Origin of the sequence: Amycolatopsis minnesotensis (genome assembly GCF_039529815.1) — a bacterium.
GTDB lineage: Bacteria > Actinomycetota > Actinomycetes > Mycobacteriales > Pseudonocardiaceae > Amycolatopsis > Amycolatopsis minnesotensis.
This window is the reverse complement of record NZ_BAAANN010000035.1, coordinates 1-21792: the sequence shown is the minus strand read 5'-3', so window position 1 is coordinate 21792 and position 21792 is coordinate 1. Positions and strand designations below refer to the sequence as shown.

Genomic DNA, 21792 nt, shown 5'->3' with positions numbered 1-21792 from the left:
CCGCGATGAGTGGCGAAGCACCCGAACGCCGGGCTTCCGATTCCCGGCTGATCGGCGGCGCGGGCGTGGTTGACGGCGAATCCGTCGGGGAACAAGAAGAGCACGAGGTACTCGCCTCTGCGGCGGAGCGGTATCTGACGGAAGGCCCGGAAAAAGAGGGCACGTGGCGCGGCGAGGATGGCAAGGAGCGACCGGGAACCGCCCAGGCGTGGAAGGAGTACATCGACCGGGGAGCCAGCCTCCGCGACCGGTCGGAGGAAGTGTGGGCCAGAGTCCCCGGTGGGGAGGGCCTGCGCCGCCAGGTGCTCGCGCGGTACGAGTGGGCGGAGGCCGAAAACAGCCTCGCCACCATGGGGAAGGAAGCACTTTACGACTACGTGAAGCTGCCGTGGACCGCTAGGCCGTCGCCGGTGGAAGCGAGCCCGCAAGCGCAGCGGGACTGGCTGGGAACGTCACTTGACGAGCTGATCGTGCAGGCGCCGGACGTCCGGGGCGACCGCGGCGGTGACGGTCTCGGCACCGTGGCCGGGGACGCCGGGGCACGGGCGGCGTGGCTGGAGTTGCAACGGGACATCAGGTGGCTGACGGGCCAGGTGCGCAGGCTGGAGGCCCTGTCCGCCGCGGCCCTCCTCATGGCGGATGTCGACGCGGTGGCGCGACGGCTGCTGGCCGCGCGGCGGATGTTCGAGCGGTACTACTTCCACTTCGCGCGGTTGGGCCGTTTCGATGCGCAGGTCGCGACGCGACAGATGGAGGAATCGTCGGACGCGGAATTCCACCAGCAGTCCGTCCTCGCCGACGTCCCGGGGCGGGAGGTATCGACGTTACCGCCGCTGGACGCCTTCGCCGCCGCGATCTTCACCGTCGATCCCAGCACGCTGAAGCCGTTCCTCCACTCCGCGGGGCCGTACGGTGTGCTGTGGCGGGTCGACCGCGAACTCCTGACCCGTGGGGACGACCGCGATCCGGACGAGATCTTCGAGCGCGGCATGGCGCCGTGGAAGACGACGATGACCGGCAGCCTGTACGACGTGCACGTCGACGCCGATTCAGGGAACGCGCTGGTGTCGACGAGCCGGGTGCGGGGGTTCTTCGGGGGAAAGCCCTACCAGTACCTGATCGACGCCCCTGGCGGAATCGACCTCGTCGCCACGCATGGCAGGCGTGCCGTGCCGGCGTTCCAGGAGGTGGTCTTCCCCGGCGGGATCAGGCGGGAGTTCATCAAGGGCGTCTACTCGCGGAATCCCGACGGCTCGATCTCCTTCCGGGAAAACCCGCATTACGAGGAATTCCCGAAGAGCCCTCCACCACCGCTGGGTGAAGCACCGAAGGGAGACCAGAACCAGGGGAGCACCGGTCCGGTCACCGGCGTGGAGTATCCCAACCCGCACCGTCCGGACCTCACCTCCGCGGTCGCACCGCAAGAAGGGCCGCTTCCGCCGCCGGTGCACCGCGGCGATTTCGAGGTGGAGATGCACGACGGCAAGCCACACGTGCGGCTTTACACGGTGGTGTCTCAAGCACAGGCTCCGCACGAGAGCACGGGAGAAACGGAGGCCGCCGAACTCGGTGACGTGCAACAGGAGCCGGGAACCGGACGGGTCGCCATCCTGCGAGGTGCGGCGGACAAGCCGCTGCCGGTGTTCGCGGGGCGGCCGCTCGAAGCGGTGAAGGTGTGGTCGGCGGCCGACCGGGAGCTGCGGAAGGCGTTGCCTTGGAGGTCGTCGACACCGCCGGTGATCCGGTCGTATCTGGTGCCGGTCGAGGTGGCCGTCGCGATCAGCGAGGACGCGCGAGCGGAGGAGGACTACCCCGAGCAGCACCAGGGACAGATCGGAAACATCCGGCCGGGGCTCGGGCCGAACCAGTTCACCGTGCCGCCGGGGCGCCTGCGGTGGCTGGAGGAGCAGGTGGTTCCGGGATCGTTGCGGACCTACACGGCGGGCGTCGGGCGAGACGGTCTGGTGCGCGGTGACTTGGCTGGTGCCGTCGAGCACGTGGACGGACTGCTGGAGAGGCTGGGCGTACCCGGGCTGGAGGCCATGGCACTGGTCTCCGCTCTGGACCCGTGGCCGTCCCTCGGCGAGCTCGACCGCGGCAACCCGATGCGGGTCAACCACGTCACGCGAGTGCTACGCACGCACTACGCGACGTGGCAGCAGTTCCGCTCGGGCGACACGGCCGGCGAGCACCCTGCCTTGCTTGACGATGACGACCCGGAACCGTTCGCGGATCGTCTCGGTCACTTGCGGGAGTTCCTTGCCGAGCACCTTCCCGAAGTGGACCTGCGACCGGATTCGGTGCGAGTCAATGACTTCATGGAGCGCACTGTCGCGCCGCTGGCGACGCAGGGCGCCATCGGCGATTTGCTGGCCACCGATTTCGTACGGCTCGGTGCTGACCTCGATGTCTCGGGGAAGGCCACGAAAACCTCGTTCGCCGAGTCACGGAGACGGCTTGCCGAAGAGCGCGAGCAGCATCAGCTGATCGGTGCGGAGATCACCCGGCTGTGGCGGGACGAGCACGCGTCCGCGAAGCAGATCATCGACTTCCTGCTTCGCGAGATCCCCGACCTGAGGCGCAAGTTCGACGAAATCACGGTGTGGAAAGAGCGTTACACCTACTACCAGCACGCGCAGATGGTGCTCGGGCAGTACCTCGAGTTGGTGCGGGCCGAGGGCTCGTCGGCCGAACGCCTGCTGCCGGTCGACGACGTGGTCAAGGCGATCCTGTTCCACGACATCGAGAAGGACAACGCCAAGCGGCAGCACGACGCAGTGGGAGCCTTCTACCGGACAGCGATATCGCGGCTGTCCGAACGTGAGAAGCGGGAGTACGAAAAGGAGCTCGACGACGTCGAGAACCGTTATGGGAAACGGCATCGGCATGACAGGGCGCCGGAACACGGACTCGGAGTGGCCGTGGTACGGCGCTATGGCGGCATCTTCTCCGGTAACGGTCTGGACGTCGCGGTCGCCCTGATCGACGCCGACCCGTTCGGTCACTACCTGCTCGGCCGCCTCGGCAAGGACGACGCCTTCGACTTCCTCAGCGCGACGGCACTGCGGCTGACCGGCCGTGGCGACCTTCCCGCGGGGCATCTCGACGACGAGGCCGTCACCGCCATCCAGCGGCTGTTCGCCGACTTCCACCAGTACTACCAAGCCGATTTTTCCTCGTACACAAGGCACAGCAGCTACCAGACCGGTGCCGGTGAAACTCGTCAAGGCTTGCCCACCTTCGACCGCTATTTCACGACGGACGAGGCCGGGCAGTTGGCCCGTACTCCCGACGGCCGCCACTTCGTCTACTCGGACCAGAAGGGGTATCGCGAGCGGTTCGCGGAGCTGCGGAAGATGTTCGCCACGCCGGAGGCGGTCCGGCGGAACTACGACTGGAATTCGCGGGTCCGGGAGGCCGTTTCGAAATTGGACCGGATGCCCGCCGCGGAACGCGCTTCGCTGCTGGATGACGCTTCGGATATTTTCGCCGAGCACAACGAGTGGGCCCCGAAGGACGACTCCCGGATGAGGCGCGACCTTCAGGTGAAGCAGATGATCGCGCACCGGCTCGGCACCGAGGGCAGTGCGGCGGCCGAACAGCTCGCCAGGAGCCTCGCGAGAAGCTTCGGCACCCACCGGCGCACGATCTCGGAGCGGTACCGGGACCTCTTCGCCGAGTCGTCAGCAGGCTTGGACGAGGCCGAGGTGGATACCCGGATCGCGCAGTTGCAAGCGGTCGCCGGCGACCAGACGAGCGACTTCTTGGCGGAGGTACTCGACGACGTCCAGGTGCGCGAGCTGGTGGCCGCGGTGGACCTGCGGCTGCGAGACCTGCCGGAGTCGCCCGCACAGGTGCGGAAAATACGTGCTTTGCTCGACGATGTGGTGCTGGGAGCCGCGCTGGTGCTGGCGGCTGACCGGGTCCCCGGGTTGCTGGAGGACGTCGCTGCGGCGTTGGCCGACGGGAGGGACCCCTTCGCGACCACGCGGCTGTCGGGCTACCGGCCGGACGCGCCGCTGGAGGACAGGCTGGAGGCGTTGGCGGTGGCCGCGGAGCCCGGCTCCCCGGCCTTCGGCACCGGTCACGACGAGTTCGTGCACGATCCCGCCCCTCAGCTCCGCGTCACTGACGAGCCAGACGACGGTGACGCCGGGCAGGATCTGACGGAACCGGAGCGTGGCAGGACCAGGGAGCGCGATGGTGACGCGCGGCTGCTCGGGGTGAACCCCGGGTATTCCGGTCTGGCAGTGCCGTCGTTGCAGTTGGACCCCAGCGCATTCCGCAGTTTCGCGTCGGACCTGCTGGACGGTCTCCAACGTTCCGTTCCGGTCAGCCGCGAGCCTTCGCCGCGTCCGGCGTCCCGTGCGTCGATCCGGGTGAACGACGACCGGGAGTTGACGCCGGAGCGGCTGGTGAAGGAGTTCGGGATTCCGCTCGCCTTCCAGGAACGGATCCGCTATTTCGTGGACTTATTCGATATCGCGCTGGACATCCGGCCTTCCAACCCGGCCTCGGTGAAGTGGTTGGAGCAGGGCGCGCTTCCCAAGCCGCTCGAGATCAAGGCGAAGACGATCGGTCCGCTCGACGTGCCCCTCGGCGCGCGGGAGGACCGCATCGGCCTGGTCGGCTACTTCCGTCCGGAAATGCCATCGGATGCGGTCCTCGCCAGTTTTGATCCGGATCATCGTGCCGCCGTTCTGCGTCGATACCATTCGCGGCTCGAGGAGTTCGACGCGCTGGCCGAGAGTATGGCTTCTTATGCTCGATCCGAAAGGTTCAAGGTGATCGACGGTATCGTGCACGAGAAGGACAGGTACCAAGAATTCAGATTCAACGCTGGTGACGTGGACATCTTCGACGCCTGGGATCCGGATACCGGCGAGCGCTTTTCGGAACAGGCGTACGCGGATATCATCTGGTGGCTGACCCACCATGAGGTCGGTATGAAACACGGCGCACACATGTACTGGAATCCGATAGGCGACTTCCAGAAGAAGATCTATTCCACCATCGTCGAAAAACATCAACTGGGCGCACCCGGCGCCGAGCCGTTGGTCCAGTTCAGGCCCGGCGAACCGCCTGAGCTGACGTACGCGGGCAGGTCGACCAGGACCCCGGGTAATGCCGAACTGAAACTCGTGGAGAAGACCGAAGCTACCGGGCAACCGGGGAACGGTGACGTGCACGAGGCAGAGCAGGTGCGGGGCAGGGGAGGAATGCCGCACTCCGATGGGCCGGGTACCGAGTGGGTTTCCCCGTACCACCGGGGCCCTGCCGTCCGTGTGGTGTCGGCTGGAAGCTTCCAGTCCGAGACCGGCAGGCGCGGGTACCTTGTGCAGGAGTTCCCGATTTTCGCGGATATCCTGAACCATCTTGATTATTCTCCGGCTTATCTGATGGCCTGTCCGGAAGCTGTGGTCGCGACGTACAATGCGATGGCTTTCGGAATTCCTTTCTCGGTCAGTCCCGATGACTGGGGCCGTTACTATCAAGATCTTGAAGAAGCGTTCAATTCTCGGTTCAACTGGTGTATAAACAGCAATCTCGACCGCGTGGCTCATTTCATGCTCTCGTTGCGGGGTGAGGCGCACGGCGTGCTGTGGATCGAGTCCAACCAGAAAGGATTCACGCACTACGTCAACGTGTATCGCCGGAGCGACGGCGTGGTCTTCTTCCTGGACATGCATCCGCAGTCTCTCAACATCGCGTCGTTTTCGTCCCGCACGCTGGTTCGTGGGTTGATGATCATCCCGGACCGGTCGGACCCGGTGGCTTACCCGGATGGGGAGCAAGCGGTAGCCGAGGCGAACGCCGCGGCTGTCTCGCACGGCCTGACCGAAGACTCGTCGGACTGGGATTCGGGCGGTGGGACCGACCAGGCCGCAGCGTTGCCCGCGCGGGGGTTCTGGGTGCCGGATGCGGCCGGTCGGGCCGTGGCGGGGGGCGGCGCGGTCGCGGTGACGGGGAACAGCGGTGGCGATCCTCACGATGCGCCGCGTGGGCGGGGTGGCGCGCTTCGTCGTGGGCCTCCGCGCGGCACGGAGTCCGAGGCGGGACCTGCGCCCCGGGAAACCACCACACCGATTACCGAGCGACAGGACACCGGAACCACTGAGGAAAACGAGGATCCGGCGCTAGCTGAAACAGAACTGACGACCGAAGACGTTCTCTCGCGGTTGCCCGAGGAATTGCGGGAAAGCCGTTCGCTCGCCGGGGGCGAGATCATCAGCACGAACCACCGCCGAAGCCACACCGAGGAAGGTTCGGCGGTCGGGCAGGTGTCGGTCGCACGCGCGCTGGGACGGATCCTTCCCGCGGTGGAGTGGAAGCGGCTGGCCGAACTGGAGCGGCAGATCATCACCAACCCCGGCCCCCTCGTCGGTGACTGGAAGGAGCGGCTCCTCACCACCACGAGCGGTGGCAAGTACCTCCTGAAGTCGCGGATGTACTTCGATTTCGACCACCCGGACATGAAGTTGCTCGGGCCGGGTTCCCGGGACGTCATGACGGCGGTCGCCAAGGGCAAGCGGAAGTTCGAGTCGGAACACGCCACCTGGCACGACAACACGTTCGCGCCGACGTTCACCTCGGCGTCGCTGCCCGGCGCCGTGTTCACGATCCAGCCCAAGGGCGGGGTGGAACCGGATCGGGAACTGGTCACGAAGTCCGTCGACGAGCACGGCAACAGCCGCGTCGCCAAGGGGGGCAAGGGCCATCTCATCCAGGTGCCGGTCCGGTACGAGTTCTTCCTCACCGACGCCGAGGGCAGGGCGCTCCTCTCGCCGGAAACCGACGAGAAGGGCCGCGTCACCGAACTCGGGGAAGTGAACCTCAAGACCTCGCTGGAGCCGATCGAGCCGGATCCGGCCCCGCTGGCGCTCGAACACGCGCACGGCGGCAGGATCGACCAGGTAGCCCAGCGAGGTCGCGCCGCACTGGCGGCGGCGGGCGTGCACCGGCTGGAGCCCGGGATGTCCCTGCCAGCCAAGCCGGTCGTTCGTGACGTGATCCTCCACGCCCCAGAAGACGGTCCGGACTTCTTCGACCAGATCGCCGCGCTGCTGTCCCAGGAGTTCGGTGGAAAGCTGGACAAGGCGCTGGGGAGGCTGTCGCACGGCAGGCAGTTCCTCCACCAGTTCCTCAGCCGGGACGAGATGCGCGCGCACTTCTCCGAAATGGCCATGACGACCTCGGAGCCCGCGGCGCACCAGGGCGGGCGGCGCACGCCGGAGCTGTACCGGGGCACCAACCACGGCGGGGTCGAGGTCTTCACGCACGTGACCGTGCTCGAAATGCGTCTCGTGCCGGTGTACTACGTGGTCGCGCCCGAGTCGTCGGTACAGATCACCGAGGCGGCGCGGTCGCACGCCGAGACGGTGGACGAGTCAGGCGTCGAATACCGGAAGGGGCTCAAGATCACCGCGGGTGTCGGCGGTGACGCCGGAGCGCTCACGGTGGTCGGCGGAACTGTGGTCGGCGTGGAGCACGCGAGCCAGCATTCGAGCAAGCTGTCCCGTTCGGTCGCGGTGAAGGACAAGCTGGAGACCACCGGACCCACTCGCCCCTATTCGGTCGCCTACAAGATGCAGGTGCGGGTGCTCGGCCGGGATTGGCGGACCCTGCGGGGCGCGGTCACCGGTCGCCTGCGGCAGCAGGCGAATCAGCACGACGGCGCCGGCACCGAACTCGCCCCACCGGTTTTCGAGTTCAGGAGGGGAGACCAGCGGGAGTTCTTCGCGCACTCGGAAAGGTGGTCGGGCCCCGTCGCCGACCGCGGGGTGTACTTCCCGGAGGCGGACACCGCCGAGTGGTTCTACGACACGGTGATGCCCCTGATGCGCCAGATACCGCTCCGGCGTCCGTGGTATCTGGGCCGGAAGCGTTTCCTCCGCCAGTTCGACGATCCGTCGTTCAAGGGGGGCTTGTCCCCGCGCTCGAAGAGCCTGACCGCCAACAACGACGAACTGGGGCAGCGGCTGGACCCGGACGAGCTGTTGCGCGAACTCTTCTCGTCCGGCGAATACCGCTTCTCGATCACGCATCGGGGCCTCTTGCACGTTTACCAGTACCAGGTGGTGGTCGGCCGCGAATCCGGAGAAGTGCGCGACGGGCCGCTGGTCACCGCCGAGGAGATCAACCGCGTGCTGCGGATCAAGGACGGCGAGAAGTCCGTGCAGCGCACCGGCACGGATACCGGCTTCCTGCTCGGTTTCCAGGCCAGGGTCTATTCGAGCTGGGGAATCGTGCCGGTGTACCTGCTCTTCGGTCCCACCTGGGAGTACAAGTTCGGCAGGTCGCTGGAATTCTCCCGGGAGTCGGGTGTCAACGTCGATCACGGGCTGGCCGCGTTCCTGCGGAAGGACGGCAAGCTCGGCAAGCAGGACCTGCGCCTGTTCGAGCAGGACAACACCTTCTCGATCGATGTGCTCGCCGCACGGAAGCGGAACGCCGGTTTCCGCAAGGCACTCCCCGGCCTGCCGGGGAGAGGCGTCCCGGTCTGGCGGGACATGACCGCGGACATGGAGCGGAGCCTGCTGACCAAGACAGCCCCGGTGCGTTTCCTCGTGCCCGCGCATCGTGCCGGCCGCGAGCGACCGGAACACGAGGAACCCTTCGCGGGGAGCCACGAAATACTCGACGTCGCGCCTGCCGCGCTGAAACCGGGTGCCGGGCACGATCTCGACCTGGTGCGGATCACCAGGTTCTCCGGTGACGAGCAGGTGCGGGCCATGGTGCTGGACCTGTTCGAGCGGTTGAGCGAGAACGATCCGATCGTGCGTTTCGAGATGGGACGGATACGGCAGATCGTGACCGGCCAGCTCTCCCGGAGCAGCCTGGAGAACGACCCGCACCTGTTCTCCAGGGTCATGACGGTCACCGGCGCGGCGCACAAGCGCCGCCAGGGTATCCAGGAGTTCTCCGCCGAGTTGTCGTACCGGCCGACGAAGGTGCTGCGCTGGAGTGCCGTGCCGACGGAGTTCGAGCAGCTCACCGTGGAGCGGGAGCGCGGCGGCGGGGTCAAGGCGGAGAAGAAGTGGGGCAACGTCTACCGGCCGCTGCAGGCCACGCTCGTGTTCGCGCCGAGCGGGAAGGGCGCCTCGGTACTCGGCGACGCCGACGGGACACCGGCGAGCACACAAGCGGGGTTCTTCGGCTCCGTGGTCGCCGCGGTCTCCCCGTTCACGTTCGGCGGCAGCAGGTCGGCGGCACTCGGCTCGAAGGCCGGCGAGATGGTGTCGGCCGCCGGACCGGTCGAGCCGGTGTACTCCGCGAGCATCGAGGTCGAAGTGCTCGGCACTCCGCAGCGCGAGCACACCAGGCCCTGGACCTTCGGCTTGACCCGGCCCAAGCTGACCAGGGTCGCGGGCCGCCTCATCGCACAGGCGGAGGTGGAACTGACCCGGCGGCAGCTATCCGCGTTGCTGACCGAGGAACAGCGGGAAGCCGCCCGAACCGGGCCGGAAAAGTGGGCTCTGGCCACCGGCTCCGACTTCGACGCGCTGCTCGGAACGGTGGACCACGAGGAACCGCGGCTGACCCTGCCGACACCGGCTTCCCTGGCGGACGGCGGCGCGGCCCGGCCGTCGATCGGCTACGGCTGGATCGCGGACCGCATCGACGCGAACGTCATCATCCTGCTGCGCAGGCAACTGGAGGCCACGCTCGGCACGGAGAAGGCGCACCGGCTGCTCCCGCCGCATCCCATGGTGCGGGGGAATCAGAACCAGATCACGGTCACCCGCCTGTTGTCCGCGCTGAACCAGTCGAGCACGAACGTACTCAACGGCGGTGACCACAAGCCGATCCGGCTCACGGACTGGCTGAGCGGTGAAACCTACGACGTCGTGGTGACGGGTGAGCTGTCCGGGGTCGCCTTCGATCGCATCGAGCACCACGGGCCGAGCAAGATCGAGCGCCAGGCGTCGCCGGAGCACAAGACCACCCGGGGGGTGCTCCGGACGTTGCTGAACCTGTTCCTGGCCACGCGATGGGGCGCGCGGTTCACCGAGCAGGACGCGCACGAACCGGGTGAGCCGCCGCACACGACCGGCCACGGACCCCGCATCGGCGCGTTCGGGTTCGGCGGTGCCTCGCTGGCGCAGTTCGGGAACCGGGCGAGGAAGAAGGCATATCCCTTGGTCGAGGAACACCTCGAGAGCGCGAAGGCGTCCAGCGCGATGGCCGTCTACACCGGACGGTTCGACCAGCGGCTCCGGATCCTCCGGCACGGCGAGGAATACGCCTCGATCAGGGATGTGCGCCGGGTGTCGATCAAGCACCATCCCACGACGTCCGACCCGGCGCCCAAACAGGATCGTCTCGGGCAGGCCGACGAACGCGGCAAGACCGTCGTGAATCACGGCTGGAACCGTGCGCGACTGGACGAATGGCGCCGGGCGAACGAAAGCAGTGGCCCGGTGCTGTCGCTGCCGGACGGCGGTTCGTGGACCGAGAGCCTGTTCGCCGACGTGAACGAGCTGAAGCAGTCGGCGATCGAGATGCTGACGTCCCTCTGGGGCGAGAAGGCGATCACTTCGAACGTGCGACGGGCGATCGACTGGGGTTTCAGCCCGTTGAGGCTCGCGCCGTTGCTGAAAGCGAGTTCGGACGCCGGTATCCCGATCGAGATCCCCGGTATGCACCTCGAACTGCACACGCGCATGTTCGGCAGCAGGTTCGCGAACCTGGCGCAGATCGAGGTCAGCCGGACCACCAAGATCAAGGACAAGGCCGAGTCCGAGGTGGCGACCGGGAACAGGCACGAGCAGAACCGGCCCGGGTTCAACGCCTACGGCGGGACCCTGCACCCGGAGGGTGCCGACAGCCGTGCCGAAGGCAGGCACTACTTCGGCAGCGACATCGTCAACACCGTCAACGACAACAAGGCGATCCAGGCGCCGGAAGCGTCGACGCTCGTCCAGTACGGCGTCCGGCGGGACGACCGGTCGAAGGCGCCGATGTCGAAGGAAACGGTGGGAAAGAGGGAAAAGCTCTCCCAGGCCAGGCACGTGGACATCGGCTGGGCGCTGGTCGCGGCGAAGACGGACGGTGCCAGGAACCCCCGGCCCGAAAAGGTCGACGTGTGGCGGCTGCCGACCGTCACGGACGCGGCGCGCGTCCGGATCCGCAACGACGTCGCGGAGGAGCTGACCGGGCAGCGGCTGCCCGATTCCCTCAAGGACGCGGCGAAGGACCTGCACGACAAGAACGAGAAGTGGACCGCCGCGATCGAATCGCGCACCGGCGCCGAAGAGGCACTGCGCGACGCGGGGAAGGCGATGGAGGCGGCCCAGGAGGCAGAGCGCGGGGCCAACGCGAAGGCGCTGCGAGCGCGGAAGACCGAGCTGAAGGCCAGGAAAGCGCGCGGCGCGGTGGTCGCCGGGACGCGGGAAGCCAGAGCGGCGGCGAGCATGGCACGCGAGGCCATCGTGCGGGCTCGCCGGACACGGAACGTCCAGACCGAGGCCAGGGCCGAGCGTGCACGCAAGACCGAGGCGTTCGAGGAAGCGCTCGAAGCTTGGTCCACGGCCAAGAAGACGGAACACGAGGCGGTTCAGGCTTACCACGAGGCGTTGCGGAAGCACGCCTTGGAAACCGTCAAGCAGTACGAGCGGGACCGGGAAGACGGCGTGTACGCCGCGATCGATCGGACGACCGGCGAGATCGAGAAGCTGACGACGGAAGCCGACCGGATCGAACAGCGGGTCGAGGCGGCTGGGCGCGCGGCGGAGCTCCTGGTCGAGCGCGGTGGCGTGACCAGGGGTGAAGCGCTCGCACAGTTCGGCGAACCGAGGCTTCGCGCCGAACGTCGCGCGGTCACCGCCCGGATCCGCCGGGCCAATCGGCAACTGGTCAAACTCGGTATCGAGCGGGACCTCGTCGAGAAGACGCCGCTGGAGGGGCATGATCCCGGGCGTCGCGCGCAATTGGACGAAGTGCGGCGGCTGCGTGCCGAGTTCGAGGTGAGTTCGCGACGGCTGGCGGCCAGGGAACTGTCCGAGTCCGAGGCGAAGCGGCGCGTGCTCGCCGACGTCTCCGAGCGGGTGCGGTCGGGCGCGAGCGCGGAGGCACGGTCGACCGAATGGCACCGCGCCGAAGAACTCGCGAACGAACACCGTGCCGAGTACGACCGGCTGTACGCACGGCTCGTCGAGGCGGAGCGCCGGGTGGACGAACTCCGCGAGCGGATGACCGCCGAACCGGCCCTCCCGGCGGAGGCCATCGCGAGCGTCCGGGAGCACGTCGGTGCCGGGGGCTGGGACCGGGCCGTGGGTTCCGCCGCCGCGAAGGCCGTCGCCCCCGATGAGTGGCGGGATAGGGCGCGGCGGTTGCTGAACCTGACCGACCTGCCGCGGCCGGACACCGGCGAGGCGCTGCAGTCGGCCCTGCGGCTGGCCGAAACGATGACCGACGTGCTCGCCCACCAGCTCGCGCGGGACGCGATGGCCGCGAAGTACTCGGAAAACGAGAGTCCGGCCGCGCGGCTCGCGGCCATTCTGCGCGAGCGGTACCGGGAGCGGCTCGACAGCGGAGCCTTCCACGATGCCTTGTCGATGATGCTGTTCTACGACCAGCACGACGGCGGCGATCACCTGTTCACCGAGGCGCGCTCGCGCCTGGAACGGCTGGGCGCGGATAGCTGGCACGCGTTCCGGACGGCGCGGACGCAGGCGCGGAAGCTGTTCGGTGCGGACTTCCTCGCCCAGGCGCGTGACGAAGCCGAAGAGCGCCTGCTGAAGGACATGGTCGACATCGTCGCGGACCGGATCGAGACCACGGGCGAGGCCGGTGATCTGGTCCGGCGGTTGAAGGAGGAGTTCGAGCGGCTACGCGGCGAGGCCACCACGGCGAGCGAGAACCAGCGTGCTCAGCGGGCGGACGAGCTGGCCGCGGCGATCGAGGACCAGGCGGAGCGGCGCCGGCGGGTCGAACTGAGGCAGCCGAACCTGCTGCGTGCGGAGAAGCGGGAAGCCGACGCGCGGGATGCCGTGCTCGCCGGAGTGCGCGACGGCACGCTCGTCCCGGGCGTCGAACTGCCCGGTGAAACGCGCTGGATCCTCGCCGAGACCGGGCTGGCCGAATTCCGCGTGTCGCATGAGGACAAGTACGACGAGTTGATCGCGGCTCAGGCGAAGCTGCGCGGCCCGCCCGAGACGATCGCGGAAGACGACGAGGGTGTGCGCGGGGATCGGTTGTCGGCGGGTCGGGTGCGGATCGATGACGAGGTCCAGCCCAGTATGAAGCTGCGCGGGGGCTACGCCCGGCTGGGCGGGGTCAACCCGGCCTATGCCGAGCGTGCCGCCGTGGGCGAATCGCCGCGAGGGTTCCGGAAGCTGGTCGCGAAGCTGACCCGGTTCGGCAGGCGGATCTTCCCGCGGGCGGCTCTGGCCGGGCGTCCGCTGGACAACTGCGTGGCCGTGGTGATCGCTATGTTCGAGAGCTTGGCGGATGGCGCGATCCACATCGCCGAGCTGACCGGTGTTCAGGACGCGACGGTGCTGGAGCGGTGGTTCCGATCGCGGTTCAGGCAGGCGGACGGTTATGAGCAGATTCGTGCGGAGCTGGAGGCCGCGGGTCCGAACGCGCACGGTGTGGTTCTGGTGCGGCGAGGTGACGCGGTCGCGCACGCGTTCACCGCGCACGTGGATCCGGCGGATAGGCAGGCGTACTTCCTCGATGGTCAGTCCGGCCGGTACTCGGACCTGCCCACCGGTGAGGACGTGCTGATCTGGTTCATGCGGACGGCCGACGTGGGCGAGGTGCTTCCGGAGCGGGATACGGACGAGCCTTCGGAGGTGGAAGGCATCGCTGTCGGGTCGGGACGTGGCGCGGCGAGGCGTAAGCGCCCGGCCGCGTCGACCAGTACCGACGGCGGTGCGGAACAGCGCAAGCGCCCGACCACATCCCGCGGCACGGGTAGTCCCCAAGACAGCGACGCTTCGAGGGCTGACGGCTTCGTCACGCTAGGCACGGCGCAGCAGCACACAGAGGTGTACGGGCTTCCGGAGTTTGCTGCGGGGGATGACGGGCCGTGGCTGGGAAAGACTGATGTGTTGGCCTTCGTGAGGTCGCAGAAAAAAGATAATGAAAAGGTGTGGGAGGCGAATTTTTCGTTTTCCCACGGTCGGCTTGAGCGGTGGGGAGGCGATGCGGAGACGAAGTTGGGCGAGTTTGTGGAGAAGGCGGTGGATGTTGTTGAGTCGTTGGTGCGGGCTGGGTGGCAGCATCTGCCGGAGTTTCGGATTCATTTCGTTGCGAGCAAGGCTGGGTTCAAGCATTGGGATGAGGTGGTGGGGGGTGTTCGGCAGAGGTTGTTGTCGGTTCTTGCGGATCGGCTTGGTGGGCATGAGGGGTTGATTCGCGATGAGTCCGCGGATGAGTGGAGTGTTGACACGGGTAAGCTTCCGCTGTGGATCGACTCCACCGACGTAATGAGCAGAAGATCTGGTGCGCGGAATTATGTTTCCTTTTATCGTTATGATTCGCCGTATTCGCTGGATGTGGCGAGTTCGTCGGATGACAAGATGGGGCAGGTTCTCACCGGCGAGGGCGTGTACCTGGCCTACCGTGACAGGGGTGGGCTAATGCCGTCGGCGCACAGGCGTGTCAGGGAAGCGCTGGATCAACTGCTCAAGTTGGTGAAGGATGGTGCGGCCGACGGCGGAAGGCAGCCTTTCCTGTGGATTGAAGGACGTGCTCAGCAAAAATCGTCCCTGCATGTCGACAAGGTGGCCGAGTTGATCGCAAAGGTGTTCAGCGAGGCGTTGCGGGCTGCGGGAATTGATTTGCCATTGAGTCAGGCGATCGGCCGCTACATCAAATTTGGGATCAAGCCTCAGGCTTCGATCGAAAGATTTCTTCGCCTCAAAGTTGTCTCCTCGGCCGCGGAGCTGGTGGTTCAAAAGCTGCCCAGGATTGATGGTCCTTTGCTGGGGAGGCCTGCGGTGTGGAGCATCGTAAAGTCAAGTGTGAAAAAGGCGGAGGCGGACTTTTCGATTTCTGAGGGTCGGGTTTCCTGGATGGATGGCAGGAGTGGGGAGTTGGAGGAGTTCGTGGTGAAAGCGGTGGATGTTGTTGAGTCGTTGGTGCGGGCTGGGTGGCGGCATCTACCGGATTTTCGGATCTATTTCCATGCGGGCAATGCTGAGTTCAAGTATCGGGATGAGGTGGTGGGGGGTGTTCGGCAGAGGTTGTTGTCGGTTCTTGCGGATCGGCTTGGTGGGCATGAGGGGTTGATTCGCGATGAGTCCGCGGATGAATGGAGTGTTGACACGGGTAAGCTTCCGCTGTGGATCGACTCCACCGACGTAATGAGCAGAAGATCTGGTGCGCGGAATTATGTTTCCTTTTATCGTTATGATTCGCCGTATTCGCTGGATGTGGCGAGTTCGTCGGATGACAAGATGGGGCAGGTTCTCACCGGTGAGGGCGTGTACCTGGCCTACCATGACCAGGGTGGGTTGGTGCCGTCGGCGCACAGGCGTGTCAGGGAAGCGCTGGATCAACTACTCAAGTTGGTGAAGGATGGTGTGGCCGACAGTGGGCGGCAGCCTTTCCTGCAAATTGAAGGCCATGCTAACCAAGAGTCGTACCTGCACGTCGATGAGCTAACCGAGTTGGTCCACAAGAGCTTCGGTGAGGCGTTGCGGGTCGCGGGCGTTGATTTGTCACCGAGTGAGGCTGTCAAGCGCTACGTCAAATTCGGAACCAAGATAGACCGAAAACTATCTAGATTTCTTTATCTCAAGGTTGTATCCCTGGTTGGCGATCCGGTAATGCACGAGCTTCCCAGGATTGATGGCCAGTTGCCGAGGAGGTTTGGTGTCGCGGCTCTCGTAAGGTCGCAGTGGAAGGCGCATCTTTCGTTATCCCATGGTCGGCTTGAGTGGCAGGGGGGCGATGTCGAGGCGGAGTTGGATGCGTGCGTGGAGAAAGCGGTGGATGTTGTTGAGTCGTTGGTGCGGGCTGGGTGGCGGCATCTACCGGAGTTTCGGATCCATTTCGGTGCGAACGCGGCTGGGTTCAAGTATCGAGATGAGGTGATGGGTCGTGTTCGTCAGAGGTTGTTATCGGCTCTCGTGGAGCGGCTTGGCGACCATGGGGGGCTGATTTACGATGAGTCCGAGGGGGAGTGGAGGGTCGACACGCGCAAGCTTCCGCTGTTGATCGAATTCACCAGCGGAACGAGCAAAAAATCTGGCGCGCGGAACTATGTTTCCTTTTATTGTTATGATTCGCCGTATTCGATGGATGGGACGATTTCGTCGGATGACAAGCTGGCGCAGGTTCTCACCGGTGAGGGTGTGTACCTGGACTACTCTGAGGGGAGTGGGTTGGTGCCGTCGGCGCACAGGCGGGTCGGAGAAGCGCTGGATCAGCTGCTCAAGTTGGTGGAGGACGCTGCGGTCGACGGTGGGCGGCGCCTTTTCCTGCAGATTGAAGGCCATGCTCGCCAAGAGTCGGCCCTGAATGTCGATGGCGTGACCGAGATGGTCAACAAGACGATCCGCGCGGCGCTGCCTGCGGGCTCCGGACTCACGGTGGAGCAGGTGATCCGGGACCACGTGAAATTCGGAACCAGGATCGAGCAAGACGTCCGTAGGTTCCTTTACCTGAAGATTGTCGATTCCAGTAGGTCGCCGATCGACATTTCTGGGCGGCAGTCCACGGAAGTCTACCCGCTTCCTGTGATTGATGTGGAGGTTGACGGGCCGTTGCTGGCGAAGCCGGGTGGGGGTCCGGTGGCGGCGGCTGAGTGGCGAGCGGTTGTGTCGGCTTCGGATGGCCGGTTGAAGTGGTCAGATTACGCTGAGAAGGAGCTGGGGGCGTTTGTGGATGGTGTGGTGGACGAGTTGGTTCCGTTGGTGCAGAGTGGTCGTGCTCTGCCGGAATTCCGGATTCACGCACGACTGAATCATTTGTCACCCGAGTATCGAACTGAGCTGGATAGTAGTTTTGGCCAGCGGCTGTTGTCGGCTCTCGCGGGGCGGCTACGCGAGCACGATGGGCTGATTTACGATACCGCGAAAAAGAAGTGGCAGGTCGATACGGATAAGCTCCCGTTGTGGATCGACACAACTCTGGCGGCCATCAATGGCAAAACTAAAAATAGTATTTCGTTTTATCGTTATGGTTCTCCGTATGTGGCGGGGGATGTGGCTGGGGTTCTTGCCGGTGCGGGTGTGTATCTGGGCTACCTCGATCGAGGTGGGTTGTTGCCTTCGGTGGCGAGGCGTGTTCGTGATGCGGTGGGGGTGTTGTTGCGGCGCATCGGTGAGGCTGGTGAAGGGCGAAAGCCTGTTCTCTGGCTCGAGGCCCACGTTACTAGCGCTGTGGCTGTGCGTGTTGATGAGGTGGCGAAATTGGTCAACGAGGCGATCCGTGCGGCGCTGCCTACGGGCTCTGGACTCACGGTGGAGCAAGTGATCCGACACCACGTGAAATTCGGAACCAAAACCTCTGGCGGGAGCACTAGGTTCCTTTATCTCAAGGTTATCGATTCTGGTAATGGGGTGCCGGGTGAGGCGGAGGCTGTGCTGGATACCGGTGTTGACTGGGGTGTGAAGCTGGCTGTCGACGCTGATTTCGGGTGGGGTATGGATGGTGTTTTCAGGTCTTGGGATGATGATAGCCAGAAGTGGCAAGACTTCGATAATGACGAGGCAGTGAAGAACTTTGGGAAAAGGTTGGCGATTCGGATTGCCGGTTCGGGTGTTCCCGTGGGTGGGAGTATGGGGATGGAGTATCCGGATGTTGCTGTGCGGGTCGTTTTTGAAGACAGGAATCGTTATCAGGACAAGCGCGTTCAGGATCATGTGAAGAGTGTCTTGAAAGACGCCATTTTCGCTTCGTTCAGGGAGCCGGTGGAGGTGCTTGCGGCGGCGGCGGTGTGGTTGCGGGAGGGGGACAGGGTTGCGGAGGCGGTCGAGTTGGAGGAGCTCGCGGACAAGTTGAGTGGGGTGGAGGGTCTTGATCAGCGGGTGGAGGACCTTAAGGGGGAGGGGCGGTTTGGGGACGCGATGCGGCTTGCCAGGCGGGCGCACCGGGTTCGGCAGGAGGCCGAGAATGCGGTGGCGGTGCGGAATATTCGGAAGGCAGCGGATGATCTCGAGTTGACTTGGATCTTCTCTTGTGCAGAGTGTGTGTCTGATGGCAAGTTCACGATAACGATGAGCGAGTCGTCGGCGCGGACCGCTGAGTTTTATCGGAACTCGCGTGAGCCGTTGCGGGGTGAGTTCGCCGATCCTGCTTCGGGCGAGCTGTCGGTGGTGGGTCGGGCGCGTGTGGTGTTGCGGATGGCGGGGTTCGCTGGTCGGTGGCTGGCGGGTGGTGAGGGGGCGAGGCGGATTCTGGACGTTTTTGTTGTCGGCTGGGGTGGGCCGGGTGAGCGGCGTCGGCTGGCGGTGGAGGAGGCGGTGCAGGATGGTGTGCGGGAGGCGCTTCGGTCCGCGGGCCGGAGTCTTCTGTCGGAGGAATCGCAGGCGCTTCTTCGTCGCGTCTCGAATCGCGATGACGATTTCGTGCGCATCCGTGAGGTCACCCGGGGCAGTGGCGATCTGAAGTCCGGCTTTGAGCTGCGGGAGCGGGATGTTGCCGAGGAGGTGATCGACTCCCCGCTCGCCGGGGCTGTCGAGCCGCCCGTCGGCGAGGATGTGTTCGCCCAGTTGGACGAGATGGACCTGGGGTCGGAGGAGGAGTTCGACTGGCGGGCGATGCCGGGTGAGCCCGCGGAGCCATCGGATATGTCGGTGGTGTCTGAGGGGGAGCACACCGGTCCCGGGATGGAGCTGGCCGATGTCCTGAACCTTCCAGAGGACGACGTGCAGGGGCCGGTCGTCGACTGGACGGCTGGGGACCAGATCCCGGACTGGACGAACTTCGACGACGACACGTGGCGGGATGAGCAGTTTGGCTTCGAGTCTGGCCCCATGGACCAGCAGGATGTGGAATCCACTGGTCTCGCTGTCGAGGACCTGGACGGTTTCGCTCTGAACCTGCTTGATCCGGCGCTGTTCGCTTCCGACCAGGGCGAGCAGTCGGGGCAAGAGGATGCTGCGAGTGTCGGTGGGGGTTCGGACTCTGATGTGTCGGAGATGGACGGTGTGAAGGCGGGGGCGCCGCCCCAGGTCCTGGTGCGTTCGGGGACTCCGCTGACCGGGCATTACGCGGTTATTGATGGGGTGAACAGGGAAAATTACGAGCAGAGCCCGGATGAGGGGTTCCGGACGAACTGTGTGCTGGCGGCGTTGGCGACGTTCCGGACCCTGGTGAGTGGGGTACTGCACCGGGCGGAACCGAGCGCACCCCAGCCGGTGACCGAGCTGAAGAGGATGTTCCGGTCCCGGTTCAGGGAAACCGGATTCGACACCATCCGGACGCAACTGAAAGAACAAGGGCCGCACGCACACGGCTTCGTCCTCGTCCAAGAAAAGAAAAACGGGCCCACCGATCTGTTCAACGCGCACGTCAGTCCCGACGACGGCATGGCCCGCTTCATCAGCGGTGAGAACGGTCTTGAATTCGATCCGCCCGCCGATCACGGGCTGCGGGTGTGGTTCATGCCCACCGCCAAAACACTCCCCGACAGCACACCACCCGAGCGGGACACGGACGATCCTTCAGAAGTCACCGGCATCAAGGCAGGCCAACCCGACGTCGGATCGAGGCGTGGCGCGGCGGGGCGCAAGCGCCAAGCGCCTATGGGTGCAGAAAGTGTTACGGCGCAGCGCAAGCGCCCTGCGGTGCCCCTCGGTTCGGGCGGTGCCCGAGCCAGCGGTGCTTCGCCGGCTCGGAGTGTCGCTCCGGGGGGTGCTGGCTCCGCTCGGGCGAGCGCCGGGCAACAGCCCGCAGAGATCGAACCGCTTCCCGAGATCGACGTAGAGGTTGATGGGCGGTTGGTGGGGGTTCCGGGTAGTGAGCCGATGGCGGTGGCCATGTGGCGGGCGGATGTTTCGTTTTCGGGGGGCCGGTTGGAGTGGTCGGCGGGTGCTGAGGAGGAGTTGGGAAGGTTTGTGGGTTTGGCGGTGGATGAGCTGGTGCCGTTGGTGCGGGGTGGTCGCGTTCTGTCGGAATTCCTGATTGTCGCGCGGTTGAATACGGTAAAGGCCGAGGGGCGGGCTGAGGTGGAGTCGCGTGTTCGTCAGCGGTTGTTGTCGGTTCTTGCGGAGAAGATTGGTGGGCATGCGGGGTTGGTGCGTGATGATTTCACGGGGCAGTGGAGTGTTGACACGGGTAAGCTCGCACTGTGGATCGACACCACTGTCGCTGCGGCCGGGGGGAATAGTAAGTCTCGTATCTCGTTTTATCGTTATGGTTCTCCTTATTCGGCCAGTGGTGATGTGGAGAGTGTTCTTACTGGTGCGGGCGTGTACCTGGGCTACTTCGATCGGGGCGGCTTGTCGTTTTCGGCGGCGAGGCGTGTTGCTGAGGCGGTGGAGGTGTTGTTGCGGCGCATCGATCAGGCCGGCGAGAGGCGGCGGCCCGTTCTCTGGCTTGAGGGCCATGCTTCCGAAAAGGCGTTCGTGCGTGTCATTGAGGTGGCAGCACTGGTGAAAAACGCGATCCGTGCAGCGTTGCCCTCGGACTCGACGTTGACTGTCCAGCAGGTGATCCAGAACCATGTGAAATTCAGGACAAGAATATATGACGAAGTTAACAGATTTCTTTACCTCAAGATTGTCGATCTGGAAAAAAGAGTGGAAATCGGGGCGACGGCTGCGCGGAACGACGACGTTCAAGGGGGTGCGGCGCTGACTGTCACTGGTGATTTCAGTTTTGGGAGTGATGGTGTTTTGAGGTTATGGCGAGATGATGTTGAGGAATGGCAAGACGTTGATAATAACGAGGCGCTGAAGAATTTCGGGGAAGAGGTGGCAATCCGCGTTGTCGTCGCCGATCACGCTGTTGGTGGGAGCGTGGGCGTGGAGTATCCGGATATTGTGATTCGGGTCGCCTTTGATCACCTGAGCAATCGCTGGGATGAGCGGAGTCGGGGTCGAGTTAAAAGTGCTTTGAAGGATGCCATTTTTGCCTCATTTAGGGAGCCGATGAGAGTGTGTGTTGCAGCGGCGGCGCGGTTGCGGGAGGGGGGCAGGGTTGCGGAGGCGGTCGAGTTGGAGGAGCTCGCGGACAAGTTGAGTGGGGTGGAGGGTCTTGATCAGCGGGTGGAGGACCTTAAGGGGGAGGGGCGGTTTGGGGACGCGATGCGGCTTGCCAGGCGGGCGCACCAGGTTCGGCAGGAGGTCGAGAATGCGGTGGCGGTGCGGAATATTCGGAAGGCAGCGGATGATCTCGAGTTGACTTGGATCTTCTCTCGTGCAGAGTGTGTGTCTGATGGCAAGTTCACGATAACGATGAGCGAGTCGTCGGCGCGGACCGCTGAGTTCTATCGGAACTCGCATGAGCCGTTGCGGGGTGAGTTCGCCGATCCTGCTTCGGGCGAGCTGTCGGTGGTGGGTCGGGCGCGTGTGGTGTTGCGGGTGGCGGGGTTCGCTGGTCGGTGGCTGGCGGGTGGTGAGGGGGCGAGGCGGATTCTGGACGTTTTTGTTGTCGGCTGGGGTGGGCCGGGTGAGCGGCGTCGGCTGGCGGTGGAGGAGGCGGTGCAGGATGGTGTGAAGGAGGCGTTGCTGGCCGCGGGCCGGAGTCTTTTGTCGGAGGAATCGCAGGCGCTTCTTCGCCGCGTTTCACATCTCGATGACGATTTCGTGCGTATTCGTGAGGTCTTCCGGGGTGGCGATCTGAAGTCCGGCTTTGTGCTGCGGGAGCGGGATGTTGTCGAGGATGTCACCG

Annotated in this window: 1 protein-coding gene (only partly in view); it reads left to right on the top strand. The window is 65.1% G+C overall.

Translation table 11 applies throughout. The annotated features are described in order from the left end of the window. Positions 1 to 21792 carry part of the coding region annotated (locus ABD256_RS33955) for a toxin glutamine deamidase domain-containing protein (RefSeq protein ID WP_344428643.1) on the top strand (this coding region is incomplete at its 3' end). 32749 nt of the annotated region lie to the left of the window's left edge, so 21792 of the 54541 annotated nt are shown.